At 38.3% G+C, this 17,434-nt stretch carries 14 protein-coding genes and 5 tRNA genes; 18 read left to right on the forward strand and 1 reads right to left on the reverse strand.

What is annotated here, in order from left to right:
* Positions 1 to 75: 75 nt before the first annotated feature.
* The gene (gene rpe / locus CINF_RS03795; protein WP_179975805.1) at positions 76 to 717 is read right to left on the reverse strand and encodes a ribulose-phosphate 3-epimerase; all 642 of its coding nucleotides are present in this window, start codon (positions 715 to 717) and stop codon (positions 76 to 78) included.
* Positions 718 to 826: 109 nt separating this feature from the next.
* On the opposite strand from rpe, the gene rseP reads away from it, so the two are divergent.
* The 18 genes from rseP (at position 827) to rpoC (ending at position 17,421) form a co-directional block, all read left to right on the forward strand.
* Positions 827 to 1,954: an RIP metalloprotease RseP gene (gene rseP, locus CINF_RS03800; protein ID WP_179975806.1), complete on the forward strand. Its 1,128-nt coding sequence runs from the start codon at positions 827 to 829 to the stop codon at positions 1,952 to 1,954.
* Positions 1,951 to 2,589 (forward strand): YggS family pyridoxal phosphate-dependent enzyme, encoded by a 639-nt coding sequence (locus CINF_RS03805; RefSeq protein ID WP_179975807.1) that lies wholly within the window; start codon positions 1,951 to 1,953, stop codon positions 2,587 to 2,589. Before rseP ends, CINF_RS03805 begins: the two co-directional genes overlap by 4 nt.
* Positions 2,590 to 2,649: 60 nt before the next feature.
* Positions 2,650 to 3,186 (forward strand): molybdopterin adenylyltransferase, encoded by a 537-nt coding sequence (mog, locus tag CINF_RS03810; RefSeq protein WP_179975808.1) that lies wholly within the window; start codon positions 2,650 to 2,652, stop codon positions 3,184 to 3,186.
* Between the two features lie 176 nt (positions 3,187 to 3,362).
* Positions 3,363 to 3,438: transfer RNA gene (locus tag CINF_RS03815), tRNA-Thr, on the forward strand.
* A gap of 49 nt (positions 3,439 to 3,487) precedes the next feature.
* Positions 3,488 to 3,572: transfer RNA gene (locus tag CINF_RS03820), tRNA-Tyr, on the forward strand.
* Positions 3,573 to 3,596: 24 nt separating this feature from the next.
* Positions 3,597 to 3,673: transfer RNA gene (locus tag CINF_RS03825), tRNA-Gly, on the forward strand.
* A 103-nt stretch (positions 3,674 to 3,776) separates the two neighbouring features.
* Positions 3,777 to 3,851 (forward strand) — tRNA-Thr (locus CINF_RS03830).
* 67 nt (positions 3,852 to 3,918) lie between these two features.
* The gene (tuf, locus tag CINF_RS03835; RefSeq protein ID WP_179975809.1) at positions 3,919 to 5,118 is read left to right on the forward strand and encodes an elongation factor Tu; all 1,200 of its coding nucleotides are present in this window, start codon (positions 3,919 to 3,921) and stop codon (positions 5,116 to 5,118) included.
* A gap of 69 nt (positions 5,119 to 5,187) precedes the next feature.
* Positions 5,188 to 5,355, forward strand: coding sequence for a 50S ribosomal protein L33 (rpmG, locus tag CINF_RS03840; protein WP_178696420.1), 168 nt, complete (start codon positions 5,188 to 5,190; stop codon positions 5,353 to 5,355).
* A 10-nt stretch (positions 5,356 to 5,365) separates the two neighbouring features.
* Positions 5,366 to 5,441, forward strand: a tRNA-Trp gene (locus CINF_RS03845).
* A gap of 17 nt (positions 5,442 to 5,458) precedes the next feature.
* On the forward strand, positions 5,459 to 5,638 hold the full coding sequence (secE, locus tag CINF_RS03850; RefSeq protein ID WP_178696421.1) for a preprotein translocase subunit SecE: 180 nt from the start codon (positions 5,459 to 5,461) through the stop codon (positions 5,636 to 5,638).
* Positions 5,639 to 5,648: 10 nt separating this feature from the next.
* The gene (gene nusG, locus CINF_RS03855) at positions 5,649 to 6,179 is read left to right on the forward strand and encodes a transcription termination/antitermination protein NusG (protein WP_178696422.1); all 531 of its coding nucleotides are present in this window, start codon (positions 5,649 to 5,651) and stop codon (positions 6,177 to 6,179) included.
* A gap of 10 nt (positions 6,180 to 6,189) precedes the next feature.
* Positions 6,190 to 6,615 carry a 50S ribosomal protein L11 gene (gene rplK / locus CINF_RS03860; protein ID WP_178696423.1) on the forward strand — a complete coding sequence of 142 codons (426 nt, stop codon included), beginning with the start codon at positions 6,190 to 6,192 and terminating at the stop codon, positions 6,613 to 6,615.
* 54 nt (positions 6,616 to 6,669) lie between these two features.
* Positions 6,670 to 7,371, forward strand: coding sequence for a 50S ribosomal protein L1 (gene rplA / locus CINF_RS03865; protein WP_178696424.1), 702 nt, complete (start codon positions 6,670 to 6,672; stop codon positions 7,369 to 7,371).
* A 145-nt stretch (positions 7,372 to 7,516) separates the two neighbouring features.
* On the forward strand, positions 7,517 to 8,002 hold the full coding sequence (gene rplJ / locus CINF_RS03870) for a 50S ribosomal protein L10 (protein WP_179975810.1): 486 nt from the start codon (positions 7,517 to 7,519) through the stop codon (positions 8,000 to 8,002).
* 27 nt (positions 8,003 to 8,029) lie between these two features.
* Positions 8,030 to 8,404, forward strand: a complete 375-nt coding sequence (gene rplL, locus CINF_RS03875; RefSeq protein ID WP_179975811.1) for a 50S ribosomal protein L7/L12 — start codon at positions 8,030 to 8,032, stop codon at positions 8,402 to 8,404.
* A 202-nt stretch (positions 8,405 to 8,606) separates the two neighbouring features.
* A complete protein-coding gene (rpoB, locus tag CINF_RS03880; protein ID WP_178696427.1) occupies positions 8,607 to 12,746 on the forward strand; it encodes a DNA-directed RNA polymerase subunit beta in 4,140 nt (1,379 codons plus the stop codon).
* A complete protein-coding gene (rpoC, locus tag CINF_RS03885) occupies positions 12,739 to 17,421 on the forward strand; it encodes a DNA-directed RNA polymerase subunit beta' (protein WP_179975812.1) in 4,683 nt (1,560 codons plus the stop codon). Before rpoB ends, rpoC begins: the two co-directional genes overlap by 8 nt.
* Positions 17,422 to 17,434: the final 13 nt, after the last annotated feature.

Consider the following 17,434-nt stretch of genomic DNA (forward strand, 5'->3'; position numbering starts at 1 on the left):
ATTAAAATTTATTTTAAAATTTTAAAATTTGCCGTAAATTTTAAAATCTGTAAAGATGAAATTTTAAAATTTGCTTTAAATTTTAAGTGCTTTTATAGCCTGAGTGTAGCTTTGTGAGCCAAAAATAAAACTACCAGCTACTACCACATCAGCACCTGCAAGCTCGATTTCGGCGATATTTGCGCCCGTTATCCCGCCATCAACTTCAATTAAACATTTTGCCCCGCTTTTATCTATCATTTCTCTTAGATTAGCGATTTTTTCAAGCGCGCTTGTGATGAATTTTTGCCCACCAAAACCAGGATTTACGCTCATTAAAAGCACCATATCAAGCTCGCTTAAAATGTATTCAAGCGTGTTAAGATTTGTGTGCGGATTTAGCACGATGGCTGGATTTATGCCGGCTTTTCGTATTTTTTCGATTAAGCGCAAGGGATGAGTGGCTCTTTCAATGTGAAAGCTTAGAAATTTTGGTTTTAATGGCAAAAATAAATCTATAAAAAAATCCACATCTTCTACCATTAAATGCACATCTAGTGGCACTTTGGCGGCTTTTTGGATAGCATTTAGCACGCAAGGCCCTATGGTAAGGTTTGGCACAAAATGCCCATCCATTACATCAATATGAATCAAATCCGCTCCCGCATCGCAAACAGCGTTTATTTCATCATTTAAACGCCCAAAATCAGCTGAGAGAATACTAGCTGCTACATACATCTTTACCTCAAAATTTTAAAATAAAAGCCCGCATTTTACTATCTTTGGCATAAAATTTAATAAAATTTACACATTTTAGCTATACTTACGCTTTTTTTAAGGATTTAAAATGAACAAAAAACAGCTTTCAAGCCTCGCGTTTATGGTGGCTTTGTTTGGTTTTAGTTTTTATTATTGGGGGATTAATTTTACTGCTACGATTTTGGTGCTAAGTGTGTTGATTATTTTTCACGAATTTGGGCATTTTGTGGTGGCGCGGTATTTTGGCGTGGCGGTTAAGGTGTTTAGTTTGGGTTTTGGCGAGAGTATTTACAGCAAGCAAATAGGTGCTACGCGCTATCAAATAAGCGCGATTTGGCTAGGTGGATATGTGCAATTAAAAGGACAAAATGACGCCAACCCAAAAGAAAAAAATTACGACCCAGATAGCTATAATATGCTAAGCCCGATTAAACGCATTGCGATTTTATTTGCTGGGCCATTTTTTAATATAATTTTGGCGTTTTTGCTTTATATGGCGGTTGGATTTTTGGGTATTGATAAGCTTGCGCCAACAATTGGCAAGGTGCTGCCTGATTCGGCCGCGCTTAGCGCAGGACTTCAACAAAACGATAAAGTGCTTGAAATAAATGGCGTAAAAATCACACATTGGGATCAAATTAAAACCCTTGTAAGCTTAGAGCCTACTAATTTATTGATTGAGCGAGAGGGCAAAAAAATAAATCTCACCTTAAATCCAAAAATAAGCGATACCAAAACAATTTTTGGAGAAAATATTAAAGCGCCTATGCTTGGGATTGCGCCTAGTGGAGAGTTTGTTAGGCTTTATTATACTGGATTTTCTAGCATTGGCTTTGCCTTAGATGAAACGCTTAAAGCAAGCAAACTAATTTATTTGAGCCTTGAAAAATTGATTTTAGGCATTGTGCCTATAAATCAGCTTGGTGGCATTGTGGCGATGGCTGATATTACCACAAAAGCCGCTAGTATCAGCATAAGCACGCTTTTTATTATCACGGCTTTAATATCTGTGAATTTGGGCGTGTTAAATTTATTGCCTTTGCCAGTGCTTGATGGCGGGCATATTGTTTTTAACGCTTATGAAATGCTTGCTAAACGACCAGTAAATGAAAAAGTTTTTATTTATGCTAGTTATGCCTCAATGGCTTTATTATTTTTACTAATGGCTTTTACGATAATTAACGATATTTATAGGCTTGCTGGCGGTTATCAATGAAATTTATTAAAATTTTAGAGCAAGTTCGAGCATTAAATGAAAATGCTAGCGTGGTGGCTGTTAGCAAAAGTGTGGATACGCCAGCCTTAGAGCCACTTTTGCGTTTTGGTGTTTTGGATTTTGGTGAAAATAAAGTCCAAGAATTAAGCAAAAAATTTAAAATTTTAAATTCCAGCCAAAATGCTAGCATTAGATGGCATTTTATCGGGCGTTTGCAAAAAAATAAAATCAACGCGCTTTTGGCATTAAAGCCGTATTTGTGGCAAAGCTGCGATTGCCAAAATAGCGCGCTTGAAGTAGATAAGCGATTAAATTATGAATTAAGCGCGCTTTTACAAATCAACTCAGCCGATGAAGCTAGCAAACAAGGCATAAGCATAGAGCAAGCAATCGATGAATATATCGCAATTTGCGAGCAGTGTAAGTATTTGAAATTAAAAGGCGTAATGAGCATAGGTGCTAATAGCGATGATAAAAAATTAATCATAAAAAGTTTTGAGCGCACTTATAAGATCTTTGAAAATTTAAAGCCATACGGGGCAAAGATTTGTTCTATGGGTATGAGCGATGATTATGAATTGGCACTAAAATCTGGCTCAAATATGCTCCGCCTTGGTCGCGTGTTATTTGCTTAAAATTTAATATATTATAATGTAAGCAAATTTTAAAATTTTAAAATTTATAAAAGGATAATTATGCAAAACATCGCCAAAATCGGTATTTTAACGCTTAGCGATAGAGCAAGTGCTGGCATTTATGAAGATGAAAGTGGTAAGGCAATTAAAGAGTGCTTGGATCTTTGGTTGGTGAGTGAGTTTGAGTGCGAATATAGCGTAATTAGCGATGATTACGAGCTGATTTGCCAAAAGCTACAACAAATGAGCCAAGATTGTGATTTGCTTTTAACAACTGGCGGCACTGGGCCTGGACCGCGCGATGTAACGCCTGAGGCAATGCAGGCCGTGTGCGATAAAATGCTGCCTGGTTTTGGCGAGTTGATGAGGCAAGTTAGCTTGGCTTATGTGCCAACAGCGATTTTATCGCGCCAAAGCGCTGGGATTTGCGGTAAGTGCTTAATTATCAATTTGCCAGGCCAACCAAAGGCCATTAAAGAATGCTTAGAGCCTGTTTTTCCTGCGGTGCCGTATTGCTTGGATTTAATCGGCGCAAGCTATATCCAAACTAATGAAAACTATATAAAAGCTTTTCGTCCAAAAGGCGCAAGAAAATAAAATTTTAAATTATTTGGCTTGATTTGTTTAAAATTTATATTAAAATTTAGTTTTTATAAATAAACCAACTATATCCAAGCCATCTAAATCAAAATAAAAATAAAAATTTTAATTTTTTTCATAAAATCTATTGACAAAGAACTTTTTATAAGATAAAATCCCGCTTTGTTTTTTAAGCTGGTGTAGCTCAGTTGGTAGAGCTACTGCCTTGTAAGCAGTGGGTCGGCGGTTCAAGTCCGTTCACCAGCTCCATCATTTCACTTTATTTTTTCACAGTGTTTGACCGGTTTTGCAATTTTTTGGTGAGATACTCAAGTGGCCAACGAGGGCAGACTGTAAATCTGCTGACTATGTCTTCCGTGGTTCGAATCCACGTCTCACCACCATTGCTATGCTACTTTGTAGCATTTGCGGGATTAGCTCAGTTGGCTAGAGCATCAGCCTTCCAAGCTGAGGGTCGCGGGTTCGAGTCCCGTTTCCCGCTCCATTTTGGATAACTGGGAGCTGTAACCTCGTTATCGTTGTTACTAATGCGTTTGCGCGCAGGCTTTCAGTAGGTTTTGTGTTGTTTTGTTTATTTGCAGCTCTGTGCTCATATGGCTCAGAGGTAGAGCACTTCCTTGGTAAGGAAGAGGTCGCGAGTTCAAGTCTCGCTATGAGCTCCATTTAGGCTAAAATGCAAATAATAAAACCTATTTTCTAACTTTCGCAAAATTCTTATCGGAGGATAACATGGCAAAAGAAAAATTTGTGCGCTCTAAGCCACACGTAAATATCGGTACTATCGGTCACGTTGACCATGGTAAGACTACCTTAACTGCTGCTATTTCAGCGGTTTTATCTCGCAAAGGTCTAGCTGAGTTAAAAGATTATGACAATATCGATAACGCTCCAGAAGAAAAAGAGCGCGGTATTACCATCGCTACTTCTCACATCGAATATGAAACTGAAAACCGCCACTACGCCCATGTGGATTGCCCAGGACACGCTGATTATGTTAAAAATATGATCACAGGTGCTGCTCAAATGGATGGCGCTATATTGGTTGTTAGTGCAGCTGATGGCCCTATGCCACAAACAAGAGAGCATATTTTGCTTTCTCGTCAAGTAGGCGTACCATATATAGTTGTATTTATGAATAAATGCGATATGGTTGATGATCCTGAGTTGCAAGAGCTAGTTGAAATGGAGATTAGAGAGCTATTAAGTGAATATGGTTTCCCTGGCGACGACACTCCAATAATAAAAGGTTCAGCACTTCAAGCACTTGAAGAAGCAAAAGCTGGCAAAGATGGTGAATGGTCTGCTAAAATTATGGAGCTTATGGATGCTGTTGATAGCTATATCCCAACTCCAACTCGTGATACTGATAAAGATTTCTTAATGCCTATTGAAGATATTTTTTCAATTTCAGGTCGTGGTACGGTTGTAACTGGTCGCGTTGAAAAAGGTGTTGTAAAAGTAGGTGATACAATTGAAATCGTAGGACTTCGCCCTACACAAACTACTACTGTAACTGGTGTAGAGATGTTTAGAAAAGAAATGGAACAAGGTGAAGCTGGTGATAATGTAGGCGTATTGCTTCGTGGAACTAAAAAAGAAGAAGTTGAACGCGGTATGGTTTTATGTAAGCCAAAATCAATTACTCCACACAAAAAATTTGAAGCAGAAGTTTATATTCTAACAAAAGAAGAAGGCGGTCGCCATACTCCATTTTTTAATAACTATCGCCCACAATTTTATGTGCGCACAACTGATGTAACCGGCTCTATTACATTGCCTGCTGGTACTGAAATGGTAATGCCTGGCGATAACATTAAAATAACTGTTGAGCTAATTGCTCCAGTGGCGCTAGAAGATGGTACTCGTTTTGCGATTCGCGAAGGTGGTCGCACAGTTGGTTCTGGCGTTGTATCTAAAATTTTAGAATAATAAAATTTAAAATAGGTGTTTTGGGGCAAAAGCCCCATTAACGCCACTTTTGAAAATTTAGGAAAAAATATGGCAAGTAATACAAGAATAAAAATCGGTTTAAAATGCTCTGAGTGCGGTGATATTAACTACACTACTACTAAAAATAGCAAAAAGACTACCGATAAAATAGAACTTAAAAAGTATTGTCCAAGACTTAAAAAACACACAGTTCATAAAGAAACAAAGCTTAAATAAGCTGCCATTTAGGGCAGTAGCTCCAACGGTAGAGCGCCGGATTCCAAATCCGATGGTTGGGGGTTCGAATCCCTCCTGCCCTGCCACATAAGGTAATTAAAAAATGGATAAATTGTTAAGTTATATTAAACTATCGCGCGCTGAGCTTTCTAAGGTAATTTTCCCTACAAAAGAGCAAATTCGCACGGCATTTATTGCTGTGGTTTCAGTGGTTGTGGTAGTGTCTTTATTTTTAGCTTTAGTAGATTTGCTGATGAGTTTTAGCATTTCAAAACTTGCTTGAAAGGGATAAAATGGCTCATAAATGGTATGCTATTCAAACCTACGCAGGTAGTGAAATGGCTGTAAAACGCGGTATAGAAAATATCGTAAATGATCATGCAATCCCTGAGAAGTTAGCACAAATTTTAGTGCCGACCGAAGAGGTAATAGAAGTAAAAAATGGTAAGCAAAAGATAAGTGAGCGTTGCTTATATTCAGGTTATGTTTTTGCTAATTTAGATTTAGATACATCACTTTGGCATTTAATACAATCCTTGCCAAAGGTAAGTCGCTTTATAGGCGAAGCTAAAAAGCCAACGCCATTAAGCGAAAAAGATGTAGCTCAAATCATAGAAAAAGCTAACAAGAAAGAAGCCCCAAGGCCAAAAATTTCATTTGAGCCTGGTGAAGTGGTGCGCGTTACAGAAGGACCTTTTGCAAATTTTAATGGCACAGTAGAAGAATACAACATGCTTCAAGGCAAACTTCGCTTAAATGTTTCAATTTTTGGGAGAAGCACACCGGTTGAAATTTTGTATTCACAAGTAGAAAAGATAATCTAAGGAGAAAATAATGGCTAAGAAAGTAGTAGGCGAGATTAAACTTCAAATTGCTGCCACAAAAGCAAATCCAAGCCCGCCAGTTGGCCCTGCATTAGGCCAACAAGGTGTTAATATAATGGAATTTTGTAAAGCTTTTAATGAGCGCACGAAGGATATGGCTGGTTTTAATATACCTGTTGTTATTACCGTGTATGCTGATAAAAGCTTTACATTTATTACAAAGCAGCCACCCGCAACTGATTTAATCAAAAAAGCTGCTGGCGTGCAAAAAGGTGCGGACAATCCGCTTAAAAATAAAGTAGGCAAGCTTACAAAAGCCCAAGTGCTTGAAATAGTAGATAAAAAAATCGCTGATTTAAATACAAAAGATAGAGAACAAGCCGCTAAAATCATAGCTGGCTCAGCTCGTTCTATGGGTATTAGCGTGGTTGATTAGTCCCTTACCACTAGGACTTAAATATCAGTGGAAGCAAAAATTGCGGAGAAATCAATGTCAAAAATCACAAAGAGATTAAAAACTCTACAAGAAAAAGTAGATGCAAATAAAAATTATAGTATAGATGAAGCTATCGCTACTGTCAAAACACTAGCATCAGCTAAATTTGATGAAACAGTAGAAGTAGCACTTAGTCTAAATGTAGATCCTCGCCATGCTGATCAAATGGTTCGTGGTTCTGTGGTATTACCTGCTGGGACTGGTAAGAAAGTTCGCGTAGCTGTTGTCGCAAAGGACGCAAAGGCTGATGAGGCAAAAGCTGCTGGTGCTGATGTAGTAGGGGCTGAGGATTTTATAGATGATATAGCAAAGGGTGCGTTAAATTTCGATGTGTTAATCGCCACTCCAAATTTAATGGGCGCTCTTGGTAAAGTAGCTCGCACACTAGGGCCAAAAGGCTTGATGCCTAGCCCAAAAACTGGCACCGTAACAATGGATGTAGCTCAAGCTGTTAAAAATGCAAAAGGCGGGCAAGTGAATTTTCGTGTAGATAAGCAAGGCAATATCCACGCAGGAATTGGCAAAGTAAGCTTCTCAAAAGAAAAATTAAATGAAAATTTTCAAACATTTGTAAGAGCTATAAATAAGCATAAACCAGCTACGGCAAAAGGTCGCTATATGAAAAGTGCGGCTATTAGCCTTACAATGAGCCCATCTCTTAGCCTTGATGTGCAAGAATTATTAGATTTAAAATAAAAACCTTAAAAGTGGTTTTATCTTAGATTGGAGATAGTTGGAGCCTGTGCTTAAAATGGCGAAATTTTAATAATATTAAAATTTGTGTAGTATTTTAAAATTTTTGCCTATCCCACTTGAAATCGCCTGTCGGAAAGGAGAAAAAATGACTAAAAACGAAAAAGCCAAAATCGTTTCCGCTTTGCAAGATGAGTTTAGCTCTAATGATGCTATTGTTGTAGCTGATTTTAAAGGGCTAAGCGTTAAAAAACTTGAAGCTTTAAGAAATGCTGCAAAAGATGCCGATGTAAGCGTGCAAGTTGTGAAAAATACACTTGCAAATATCGCTTTAAATAACGCTGGCAAAACTGGCATAGAGCTAAAAGATACAAATATTTTTGTTTGGGGAAAAGATAGCCTTACAGTTTGTAAAGTAGCTGCGAAATTTGCCGAAGCAAATGCAGATTTCTTTAAGCTAAAAACAGCGCATTTAGATGGCGAAGTTACTGATGTGGCTAAGGTCGTGGCTCTATCTAAAATGCCTTCACGCGACGAGCTTATTGCTATGTTGCTTCAAGTGTGGAATGCGCCACTTACAAATTTTGTTATCGGCTTAAACGCCCTTAAAGAGAAAAAAGAAAACCAAGCATAATGCTTAAAATAATTAAAAGGATAAAAAATGGCAATTAGCAAAAATGATGTGTTAGAGTATATTTCTGGCTTGTCTGTTCTTGAACTAAGCGAATTAGTAAAAGAATTTGAAGAAAAATTTGGTGTTAGCGCTGCTCCTGTTGTAGTAGCTGGCGGTGCTGGTGCTGGCAGTGCAGCTGCTGCTGAGGAAAAAACTGAGTTTAATGTTGTTTTAACTGATGCTGGTGCTAATAAAATCGGCGTTATTAAAGTAGTTCGTGCTTTAACTGGTCTTGGTTTAAAAGAAGCCAAAGATGCGGTTGAGCAAACTCCATCTGTGCTTAAAGAAGCTATAAGCAAAGAAGATGCTGAAAAAGCTAAAAAAGACCTTGAAGAAGCAGGCGCAAAAGTAGAACTTAAATAAGTTTTATTTATTTTAATTTTTAGCCTAAGGCGCAAGCCTTGGGCTTTTGGTGTTTATTTAATGCCTAGTTTGTAATGTTTAAATTTTAATAGATGGTATTTTATTTTAGCTATTTTAAACGATAAATTAAGCATTTACGCTCCATTATCATTGTTAATCACCCTAGCTAGCGCTAGCAACCTAAATAGAAGGGTTATCAAATATGTTAAATAGTCTCCATTCTGGCAATCGTTTGCGCGTTGATTTTTCTGATGTCGCAAAACAAATAGAAATTCCAAATCTACTACAATTACAAAAGAAAAGTTTTGAACATTTTTTAGATATTAAAAACTCAGGTAATGAAAGCGGTATTGAAAAAGTTTTTAAATCAATCTTTCCTATACATGATCCGCAAAATCGTTTAAGTTTAGAGTATGTAAGTAGCGAGCTTACTAGCCCTAAATACACGGTGCGCGAATGTATGGAGCGCGGTCTTACCTATGCTGTAAATTTAAAAATTAAAATTCGCCTAATCTTACACGATAAAGATGAAAAAACAGGCGAAAAAATCGGTGTGCGTGATATTAAAGAACAAGAAATTTTCGTGCGCGATATACCGCTTATGACTGAGCGTGTTAGTTTTGTGATAAATGGTGTTGAACGCGTGGTTGTAAATCAACTCCACAGAAGCCCTGGCGTAATCTTTAAAGAAGAAGAAAGCCCCACTGTGGCAAATCGCCTAATTTATACAGCCCAAATCATACCAGATCGTGGCTCTTGGCTGTATTTTGAATACGATACAAAAGATGTGCTATATGTGCGTATAAATAAGCGCCGCAAAGTGCCTATTACCGTGCTTTTTAGAGCGCTTGGATATAAAAAACAAGATATTGTAAAATTATTTTATCCTATATTAAACTTAAAAATTAAAAAAAATAAAATTTTAGTTCCGTTTAATGCTGATGATTACATCGCTAGGGTGGATTATGATCTAAAAGATGAAAAAGGTAATTTAATCTTAGAAGCTGGCAAACGCCTAACTCGCTCTAAGGCTGAAAAATTAGTTGCTGATGGTTTAAAATTTGTAGAATATCCACTAGAAGTGCTAGTAAGCCGTTACCTTGCAAGCCCTGTTTATGATAAAGAAAGTGGAGAGGTGATTTATGATACCTTAACCCAACTTGATGAAAATAAAATCAGTAAGATTATAGAAACACAAAGCACGATAGATATAGCAAATGACCGCGCAGCAGGCGTGGATACTGCCATTATTAATTCATTTTTACAAGATGCGGAGATGCTTAAATTATTGCGCCAAAGCGAAAGCGTAGATGATGAAAACGACTTAGCTGCTATTAGAATTTATAAAGTAATGCGCCCTGGCGAGCCAGTAACAAAAGAAGCTGCAAAGGCTTTTGTTAATGATTTATTTTTTAATCCTGAGCGTTATGATTTAACTAGCGTTGGTCGTATGAAAATGAATCATAAATTAAGCCTTGATGTGCCTGAGTATGTAAGCGTGCTAACGCGCGAGGATTTGATTAAAACAGCCAAATATCTAATCCGCGTAAAAAATAATGATGGCGTTATAGATGATCGCGATCACCTAGGTAATCGCCGCATACGCTCTATTGGTGAGCTTTTAGCAAATGAACTTCACCTTGGTTTTGTAAAAATGCAAAAAGCCATTAGAGATAAATTTACTAGCCTTAGCTCAAATGTAGATGAATTGTTGCCTTATGATTTGGTAAATCCAAAGGTTATTACTACTACTATAATGGAGTTTTTCACAGGTGGCGAGCTAAGTCAATTTATGGATCAAACAAATCCACTTAGCGAAATTACTCACAAACGCCGTCTTTCAGCACTTGGTGAGGGTGGTTTGGTTAAAGAGCGCGCTGGTTTTGAGGTGCGCGATGTCCATCCTACTCATTATGGACGCATTTGCCCTGTTGAAACCCCAGAAGGACAAAATATCGGTCTAATTAACACCATCGCAACTTATGCAAAAGTAAATGATATGGGCTTTGTCGAAGCTCCATATCGCAAGGTAGAAAACGGCAAGGTTAGCAATGAAATAGTTTATTTAACAGCAGCGCAAGAAGAAGGGCATTACATAGCGCCAGCTTCTACTATTTTAGATGCTAATGGTGTGATAAAAGATGATTTAATAGAAACACGCAAAAATGGTGAAATTTTATTTGCTAGGCGAGAAGATGTAAGTTTGATAGATTTGTGTAATGGTATGGTAATGGGCGTGGCAGCCTCGCTTATACCATTTTTAGAACACGATGAAGCAAAAAGAACCCTAATGGGTTCAAACATGCAACGCCAAGCCGTGCCATTAATTCAAAACACAGCACCAATCGTAGGCACTGGCATGGAAGCAGTAGTAGCTCGCGATGCTTGGCAAAGCATTAAAGCAAATCGTGGTGGCGTGGTAGAAAAAGTAGATAATAAAAATATTTTTGTGCTTGGTGAAAATGAAAATGGACCATATATTGATCAATATAGTATGGAGAAAAATTTACGCACCAACCAAAACACTACCTTTGGCCAACGCCCAGTTGTGCGCAAGGGCGATAGTATTAAAGCAGGGCAGATTATAGCAGATGGGCCTAGTATGGATGGCGGCGAGCTAGCCATAGGCAAAAATGCCTTAATTGCCTTTATGCCGTGGAATGGCTACAACTATGAAGATGCGATAGTAATAAGCGAAAAAATGATTAGAGAAGATGCCTTTACTAGTGTGCATATCTATGAAAAAGAAATAGAAGCAAGAGAGCTAAAAGATGGTGTAGAAGAAATTACAAGAGATATACCAAATGTAAAAGAAGAAGATTTGGCTCACCTTGATGAAAGCGGTATAGTTAAAATCGGCACGCGCATTAAAACCGGTATGATTTTAGTAGGTAAAGTTTCACCAAAAGGCGAGGTAAAACCAACCCCAGAAGAGCGACTTTTACGGGCGATTTTTGGTGAAAAGGCAGGACATGTGGTAAATAAATCTTTATACGCGCCAGCTAGTATGGAGGGCGTGGTAATTGATGTTAAAATTTTCACCAAAAAAGGCTATGAAAGAGATGCACGCTCGATTAAAGCTTATGAAGATGAAAAAAATGTCTTAGAAAAAGAACACCACGATAGGCTTTTAATGCTCGATAGAGAAGAGAGCCTAAGGGTTGTTGATTTATTAAGCAAAAATCCATTAGAGCTTGCTTTGAAAATAGAAAAAACTAACTATAAAAAAGGCGATAAAGTAAAACGCGAAGATCTTGAAAATATCAATAGATTTACGCTTGCAGGGTATGCTAAAAATTATTCTAAAAAAGTCCAAAAAGAATTTGAAGCCATTAAAGCACATTTTCAAGAAGAAAAGAAAAAATTAAAAGATGAGCATGATGCTAAGCTTGATATAATCGAAAAAGATGATATTTTACCAAGCGGGGTTGTAAAGCTAGTTAAGGTCTATATAGCCACTAAACGCAAGCTAAAAGTGGGAGATAAAATGTCAGGTCGCCACGGCAATAAGGGTATTGTATCAAATATAGTAGCAGAGGTGGATATGCCTTATCTTGCTGATGGACGCACGGTAGATATAGTTTTAAACCCACTGGGCGTGCCAAGCCGTATGAATATAGGGCAAATTTTAGAAAGCCATTTAGGGCTTGTTGGTATGCGTTTGGGCGAGCAAATACAAGAAATTTTTGAGAGCAAACAAAAAGATTTTATCAAAACCCTAAGAGCTAAAATGATTGAAATAGCAAGCGTTTCAAAGCTTATGGATGCTAAGAATACCTTAGAGAAAATAAGCGATGATGAGCTTATTGCTTATGCGCGCGATTGGAGCAAGGGAGTAAAATTTTCAACCCCTGTTTTTGACGGCTTAAAAGTAGGCGAGTTTTCAAAATTATTTCAAATGGCCAAGATCGATAGCGATGGCAAAACAGAGCTTTATGATGGACGCACCGGCTCAAAAATGACAGAACGCGTGCATGTTGGGTGTATGTATATGCTAAAACTCCACCACTTAGTAGATGAAAAAGTGCATGCTAGAAGCACTGGGCCTTATTCTCTTGTAACCCAGCAACCAGTTGGCGGTAAGGCTTTAAGCGGTGGTCAAAGGTTTGGAGAGATGGAGGTTTGGGCGCTTGAAGCTTATGGCGCAGCGCACACCTTGCGTGAAATGCTAACTATAAAATCAGATGATGTAGATGGTAGATTAAGCGCATATAAAGCAATAAGCAGAGGCGAAAATATACCAAGCACAGGCATACCTGAAACTTTCTTTGTTTTAACAAATGAGCTTAAATCACTAGCTTTGGATGTTAAGATTTATGGCGAGGAAAAAGATAATGAATAAAGAATTAGAGCTAATTGAGATTAAAGAAGATCGCAGACCGCGTGATTTTGAAGCATTTGAGCTTGGACTTGCAAGCCCAGAAGAAATTAAAAAATGGAGTCATGGAGAGGTTAAAAAGCCAGAAACCATAAACTACCGCTCATTAAAGCCAGAAGTAGATGGTTTATTTTGTGCGAGAATTTTTGGCCCGATACGAGATTATGAATGTATGTGTGGCAAATACAAAAAAATGCGCGATAAGGGCAAGGTATGCGAAAAATGCCATGTAGAAGTTACTAGCTCAAAGGTGCGCCGTTCTAGAATGGGGCATATTGATCTTGTTACGCCAGTGGCGCATATTTGGTATGTAAATTCCTTACCATCGCGTATAGGCACGCTACTTGGTGTGAAGATGAAAGATTTAGAGCGTGTGTTGTATTATGAAGCATATATAGTTAAAAATCCTGGCGATGCTTATTATGACTGGGAAAATAGCAAAAAAGTAGAAAAATACGATGTTTTAAACGAAGAGCAATTTTTAGCCTTAGAGCAACGCTACGGCCAAACTGGCTTTGATGCTAGAATGGGTGGCGAGATTATAAGAGAGCTATTAGGCGAGCTTGATTTGCTGGCTATATTAAATGAATTAAAGCTAGAAATAGAAGCCACAAACTCAGATGCCAAGAAAAAAACAATAGTAAAAAGATTAAAAGTAGTAGAAAGCTTTTTAAATAGTGGCAATCACCCTGAGTGGATGATGATTACTACCTTGCCTGTTTTGCCACCTGATTTGCGCCCGCTTGTAAATCTTGATGGCGGTAAGTTTGCCGTTAGTGATGTAAATGACTTATATCGCCGCGTGATTAACCGCAATACGCGCTTAAAAAGGCTTATGGAGCTTGATGCACCTGAGATTATTGTGCGCAATGAAAAAAGAATGCTCCAAGAAGCTGTTGATGCGCTTTTTGATAACGGACGCCGTGCAAACGCCGTAAAAGGCGCAAACAAACGCCCGCTAAAATCTTTAAGTGAGATTATTAAAGGCAAACAAGGGCGTTTTCGTCAAAATTTATTAGGCAAGCGTGTGGATTTTAGCGGACGCTCTGTAATAGTAGTAGGCCCTCGCTTACAAATGGATGAGTGTGGCTTGCCTAAGAAAATGGCGCTTGAATTATTTAAGCCACATCTTTTAGCAAGGCTTGAAGAAAAAGGCTATGCCACTACTGTTAAACAAGCTAAAAAAATGATAGATGAGCGCACAAATGAAGTTTGGGAATGCCTTGAAGAAGTGGTTAAAGATCACCCTGTGCTACTAAACCGCGCGCCAACCTTGCATAAAATGTCAATCCAAGCCTTCCATCCTGTGTTGATTGAAGGCGAGGCTATACAATTACACCCGCTAGTGTGCGCTGGCTTTAATGCTGACTTTGATGGCGATCAAATGGCTGTTCATGTGCCGCTAAGCCAAGAAGCCATTGCTGAATGTAATGTGCTAATGCTAAGTTCTATGAATATTTTATTGCCAGCATCAGGCAAGGCTGTAACCGTGCCTAGCCAAGATATGGTTTTGGGAATTTATTATTTAAGCTTAGAAAAAGACGATGCAAAAGGCGAAAATAAAATTTTTGCTAGCGTTGATGAAGTTAGCATAGCAGAGCAAGCAGGTTTATTAGATTTACACGCGCGCATTAAAACCATAATAGACCAACAAAGCGTAGTAACGACAGCTGGACGCTTAATTATCCGCTCTATCTTGCCTGAAATGGGATCAAATAATGTCCCAGAAAATATGTGGAATAAAATTTTAAAAAAATCAGACATAGCAAATTTAGTAAATTATGTCTATAAATATGGCGGATTAAGCGTTACGGCAAGCTTTTTGGACGCTATTAAAAATTTAGGATTTAGATACGCTACAAAAGCAGGCATTTCTATATCAATTACTGATATAATCGTCCCTGATAGCAAATATAGCTTTGTTGATGAAGCTAAGAAAAAGGTTTTAAGCTTACAAAAAGAATACGATGCAGGTTTATTAGATGATAAAACTCGCGCCAACTTAGTAATTGATACTTGGGCAAGCACTAGCAAAAAAGTTCAAGCCGATATGATGGAGCATATAATTGCTGATAAAAGTGGCTTTAATTCAATTTATATGATGGCAGATTCAGGCGCGCGCGGTAGCGTAGGGCAGATTAGCCAGCTAGCTGGTATGCGCGGACTTGTAACAAAATCATCAGGTAATAAATCAGCCGCAGGCGCGCAAATCATCGATGTGCCAATTACTTCAAATTTCCGCGATGGACTTAGTGTTTTGGAGTATTTTCTTTCAACTTATGGAGCTAGAAAAGGTCTTACAGATACAGCGCTTAAAACCGCAAATGCTGGATATTTAACGCGCAAACTAATAGATGTGGCTCAAAATGTAAAGGTTACGATGGAAGATTGTGGCACGCATGAAGGCGTTGAAGTTAGCGAACTTAAAAATGGTGAAGAGTTAGTTGAGAGCCTTGAAGATCGCATTTTAGGACGCGTGCTAAGTGATGATGTGATTGATCCTATTACAAATGAGGTGTTATTTACAGAAGGCACGCTAATAAGCGAACAAGCAGCACGCACCATTGTAGATTCTGGCATTAAGGCTGTAACGATTCGCACGCCTATTACTTGTAAAGCACCAAAAGGTGTATGCTCTAAATGCTATGGAATAAACTTAGGCGAGGGCAAATTAGTGCGTCCTGGCGAGGCTGTGGGTATAATCGCAGCGCAATCAATCGGCGAGCCAGGCACTCAGCTAACGCTAAGAACGATCAATTCAGGTGCAGCTGCTACTAATTTTCAACAAGAATTTCAAGTTGTAGCCAAAAAAGAAGGTTTCATTCGTTATTATAATTTAGAAATAGATGAAAGTAACTTTGTAATAAGTCGCCGTAATGCTGCTATTTTGCTAGTAGAGCCAAAGGTAAAAGCTCCATTTGATGGTGTGGTAGATATAGAAATTTCCCACGAAGATATCAGCATAATAATTCAAGGCAAAAAAGATGAATTCCGCTACACATTTAGAAAGCGAAATTTAGCCGCCTCTAATGAATTAGCCGGCGTTAGCGGTATGATTGAGGGTAAGTATTATCTGCCATATAAAAAAGGCGATAAGGTTAAAGAAAATGAAAGTATAGTTGAAGTGGTGCGCGAAGATTGGTCTGTGCCAAATCGCATACCTTTTGCTAGTGAAATTAAAGTAGCAAATGGCGATCCTGTAACGCAAAATATTAAGGCAAATGCTGAGGGCTTGCTTAAATTTTATGTTTTAAAGGGTGATTATTTAGAGCGAACCAAAAGCATTAAAAAAGGCGATGTGGTAGAAGAAAAAGGCTTTTTTGTTGTGGTTGCTGATGATGAAGATAGAGAAGCAGCTCGCCACTACATACCGCGCCAAAGTGTAATAAATTTTAATGATAGCGATAGGGTAAATAATAACGATATAATCGCAAGCCCTAAAAAAGATGAAAAGCTAATTATAGCTCAATGGGATCCACATAGCACGGCATTTAGAGCAGCTGAAAGTGGTAAGGTTAAGTTTGAGTTTATCAGCACAGAAGACCACGAGCTAATACCAAAAGATCTTAAAAAAGGCGATGTGCGCGCTGAGTTAATCAAAGATATGGGCGACTCAAACACAGGCACAAAAATCCGCATAAGCGCAAATGCTGAAATTTCATCAGATAACGCAAGTGATGATGGCAAGATGGTAATGCTTTCTAATTCGCTCTTGCGAACTGCTCAAAGTTCTGGCACAAAAGATAGAGATTCAAGAGCGCAAGCTGCTATTGTGATAGTAAATGGCTCAAAAAGCGTGAAATATCCAGTAGAAAAAGATGATATTATCATCGTGCGCCCAGACCAAGAAATTAAAAAAGGTGATGTGATTTTTAGCCGTCCAAAAGCTGTGGCTACTTCAAAAGATATAACCGCTGGTTTGCCAAAAGTTAGTGAGCTTTTTGAAGCTAGAAAGCCAAAAGATACCGCCTACATTGCTGAAATAGACGGCGTTATAGAAATAGACACACACTTAAAATCCAAAACTCGCATTAGCATTAGCGCAAGCGATGGCACAAGCATTGATTATAATATAGACAAAACTCGCCAAATTTTAGTGCGCGATGGAGAGTTTGTGCATGTTGGTGAAAAGCTAACAGATGGCGTGATTTCAAGCCACGATGTGCTTAGAATTTTAGGCGAAAAAGAGTTGCATAGTTATTTGATTCGCGGTATCCAAGATGTGTATCGCTCAGAAGGCGTTATAATCAGCGATAAGCACATTGAGATTATCATTTCACAAATGCTTCGCCAGGTAAAAATAGTTGATAGTGGCGATACGCATTTTATAGTTGGCGACATGATAAGCAGAAGAAAATTCCGTGAAGAAAACTCTAAAATTCTTCGTATGGGTGGCGAGCCAGCCATAGCTGAGCCTATATTGCTTGGCGTTACGCGCGCATCTATTGGTTCTGATAGCGTGATTTCAGCTGCGTCTTTCCAAGAAACCACAAAGGTGCTTACAGAAGCCAGCATCGCTAGCAAGCGCGATTTCTTAGAAGATTTAAAAGAAAATGTTATTTTAGGTCGTATGATCCCAGTTGGCACGGGGTTATATAAAGATGAAGAGCTTAAATTAAAAGCTAATGATGTAGATTGAGTTTAACTAAGCG

This window comes from Candidatus Campylobacter infans, from assembly GCF_013416015.1.
Lineage (GTDB): Bacteria > Campylobacterota > Campylobacteria > Campylobacterales > Campylobacteraceae > Campylobacter > Campylobacter infans.

Excerpts from the sequence above, each read along its gene's own strand:
- rplA (WP_178696424.1), top strand. The coding sequence starts at position 6,670 with ATGTCAAAAATCACAAAGAGATTAAAAACTCTACAAGAAAAAGTAGAT.
- rpmG (WP_178696420.1), top strand. The coding sequence starts at position 5,188 with ATGGCAAGTAATACAAGAATAAAAATCGGTTTAAAATGCTCTGAGTGC.
- rplK (WP_178696423.1), top strand. The coding sequence starts at position 6,190 with ATGGCTAAGAAAGTAGTAGGCGAGATTAAACTTCAAATTGCTGCCACA.
- secE (WP_178696421.1), top strand. The coding sequence starts at position 5,459 with ATGGATAAATTGTTAAGTTATATTAAACTATCGCGCGCTGAGCTTTCT.
- rseP (WP_179975806.1), top strand. The coding sequence starts at position 827 with ATGAACAAAAAACAGCTTTCAAGCCTCGCGTTTATGGTGGCTTTGTTT.
- tuf (WP_179975809.1), top strand. The coding sequence starts at position 3,919 with ATGGCAAAAGAAAAATTTGTGCGCTCTAAGCCACACGTAAATATCGGT.
- mog (WP_179975808.1), top strand. The coding sequence starts at position 2,650 with ATGCAAAACATCGCCAAAATCGGTATTTTAACGCTTAGCGATAGAGCA.
- nusG (WP_178696422.1), top strand. The coding sequence starts at position 5,649 with ATGGCTCATAAATGGTATGCTATTCAAACCTACGCAGGTAGTGAAATG.
- rpe (WP_179975805.1), bottom strand. The coding sequence starts at position 717 with ATGTATGTAGCAGCTAGTATTCTCTCAGCTGATTTTGGGCGTTTAAAT.
- rpoB (WP_178696427.1), top strand. The coding sequence starts at position 8,607 with ATGTTAAATAGTCTCCATTCTGGCAATCGTTTGCGCGTTGATTTTTCT.
- rpoC (WP_179975812.1), top strand. The coding sequence starts at position 12,739 with ATGAATAAAGAATTAGAGCTAATTGAGATTAAAGAAGATCGCAGACCG.
- rplL (WP_179975811.1), top strand. The coding sequence starts at position 8,030 with ATGGCAATTAGCAAAAATGATGTGTTAGAGTATATTTCTGGCTTGTCT.
- rplJ (WP_179975810.1), top strand. The coding sequence starts at position 7,517 with ATGACTAAAAACGAAAAAGCCAAAATCGTTTCCGCTTTGCAAGATGAG.
- CINF_RS03805 (WP_179975807.1), top strand. The coding sequence starts at position 1,951 with ATGAAATTTATTAAAATTTTAGAGCAAGTTCGAGCATTAAATGAAAAT.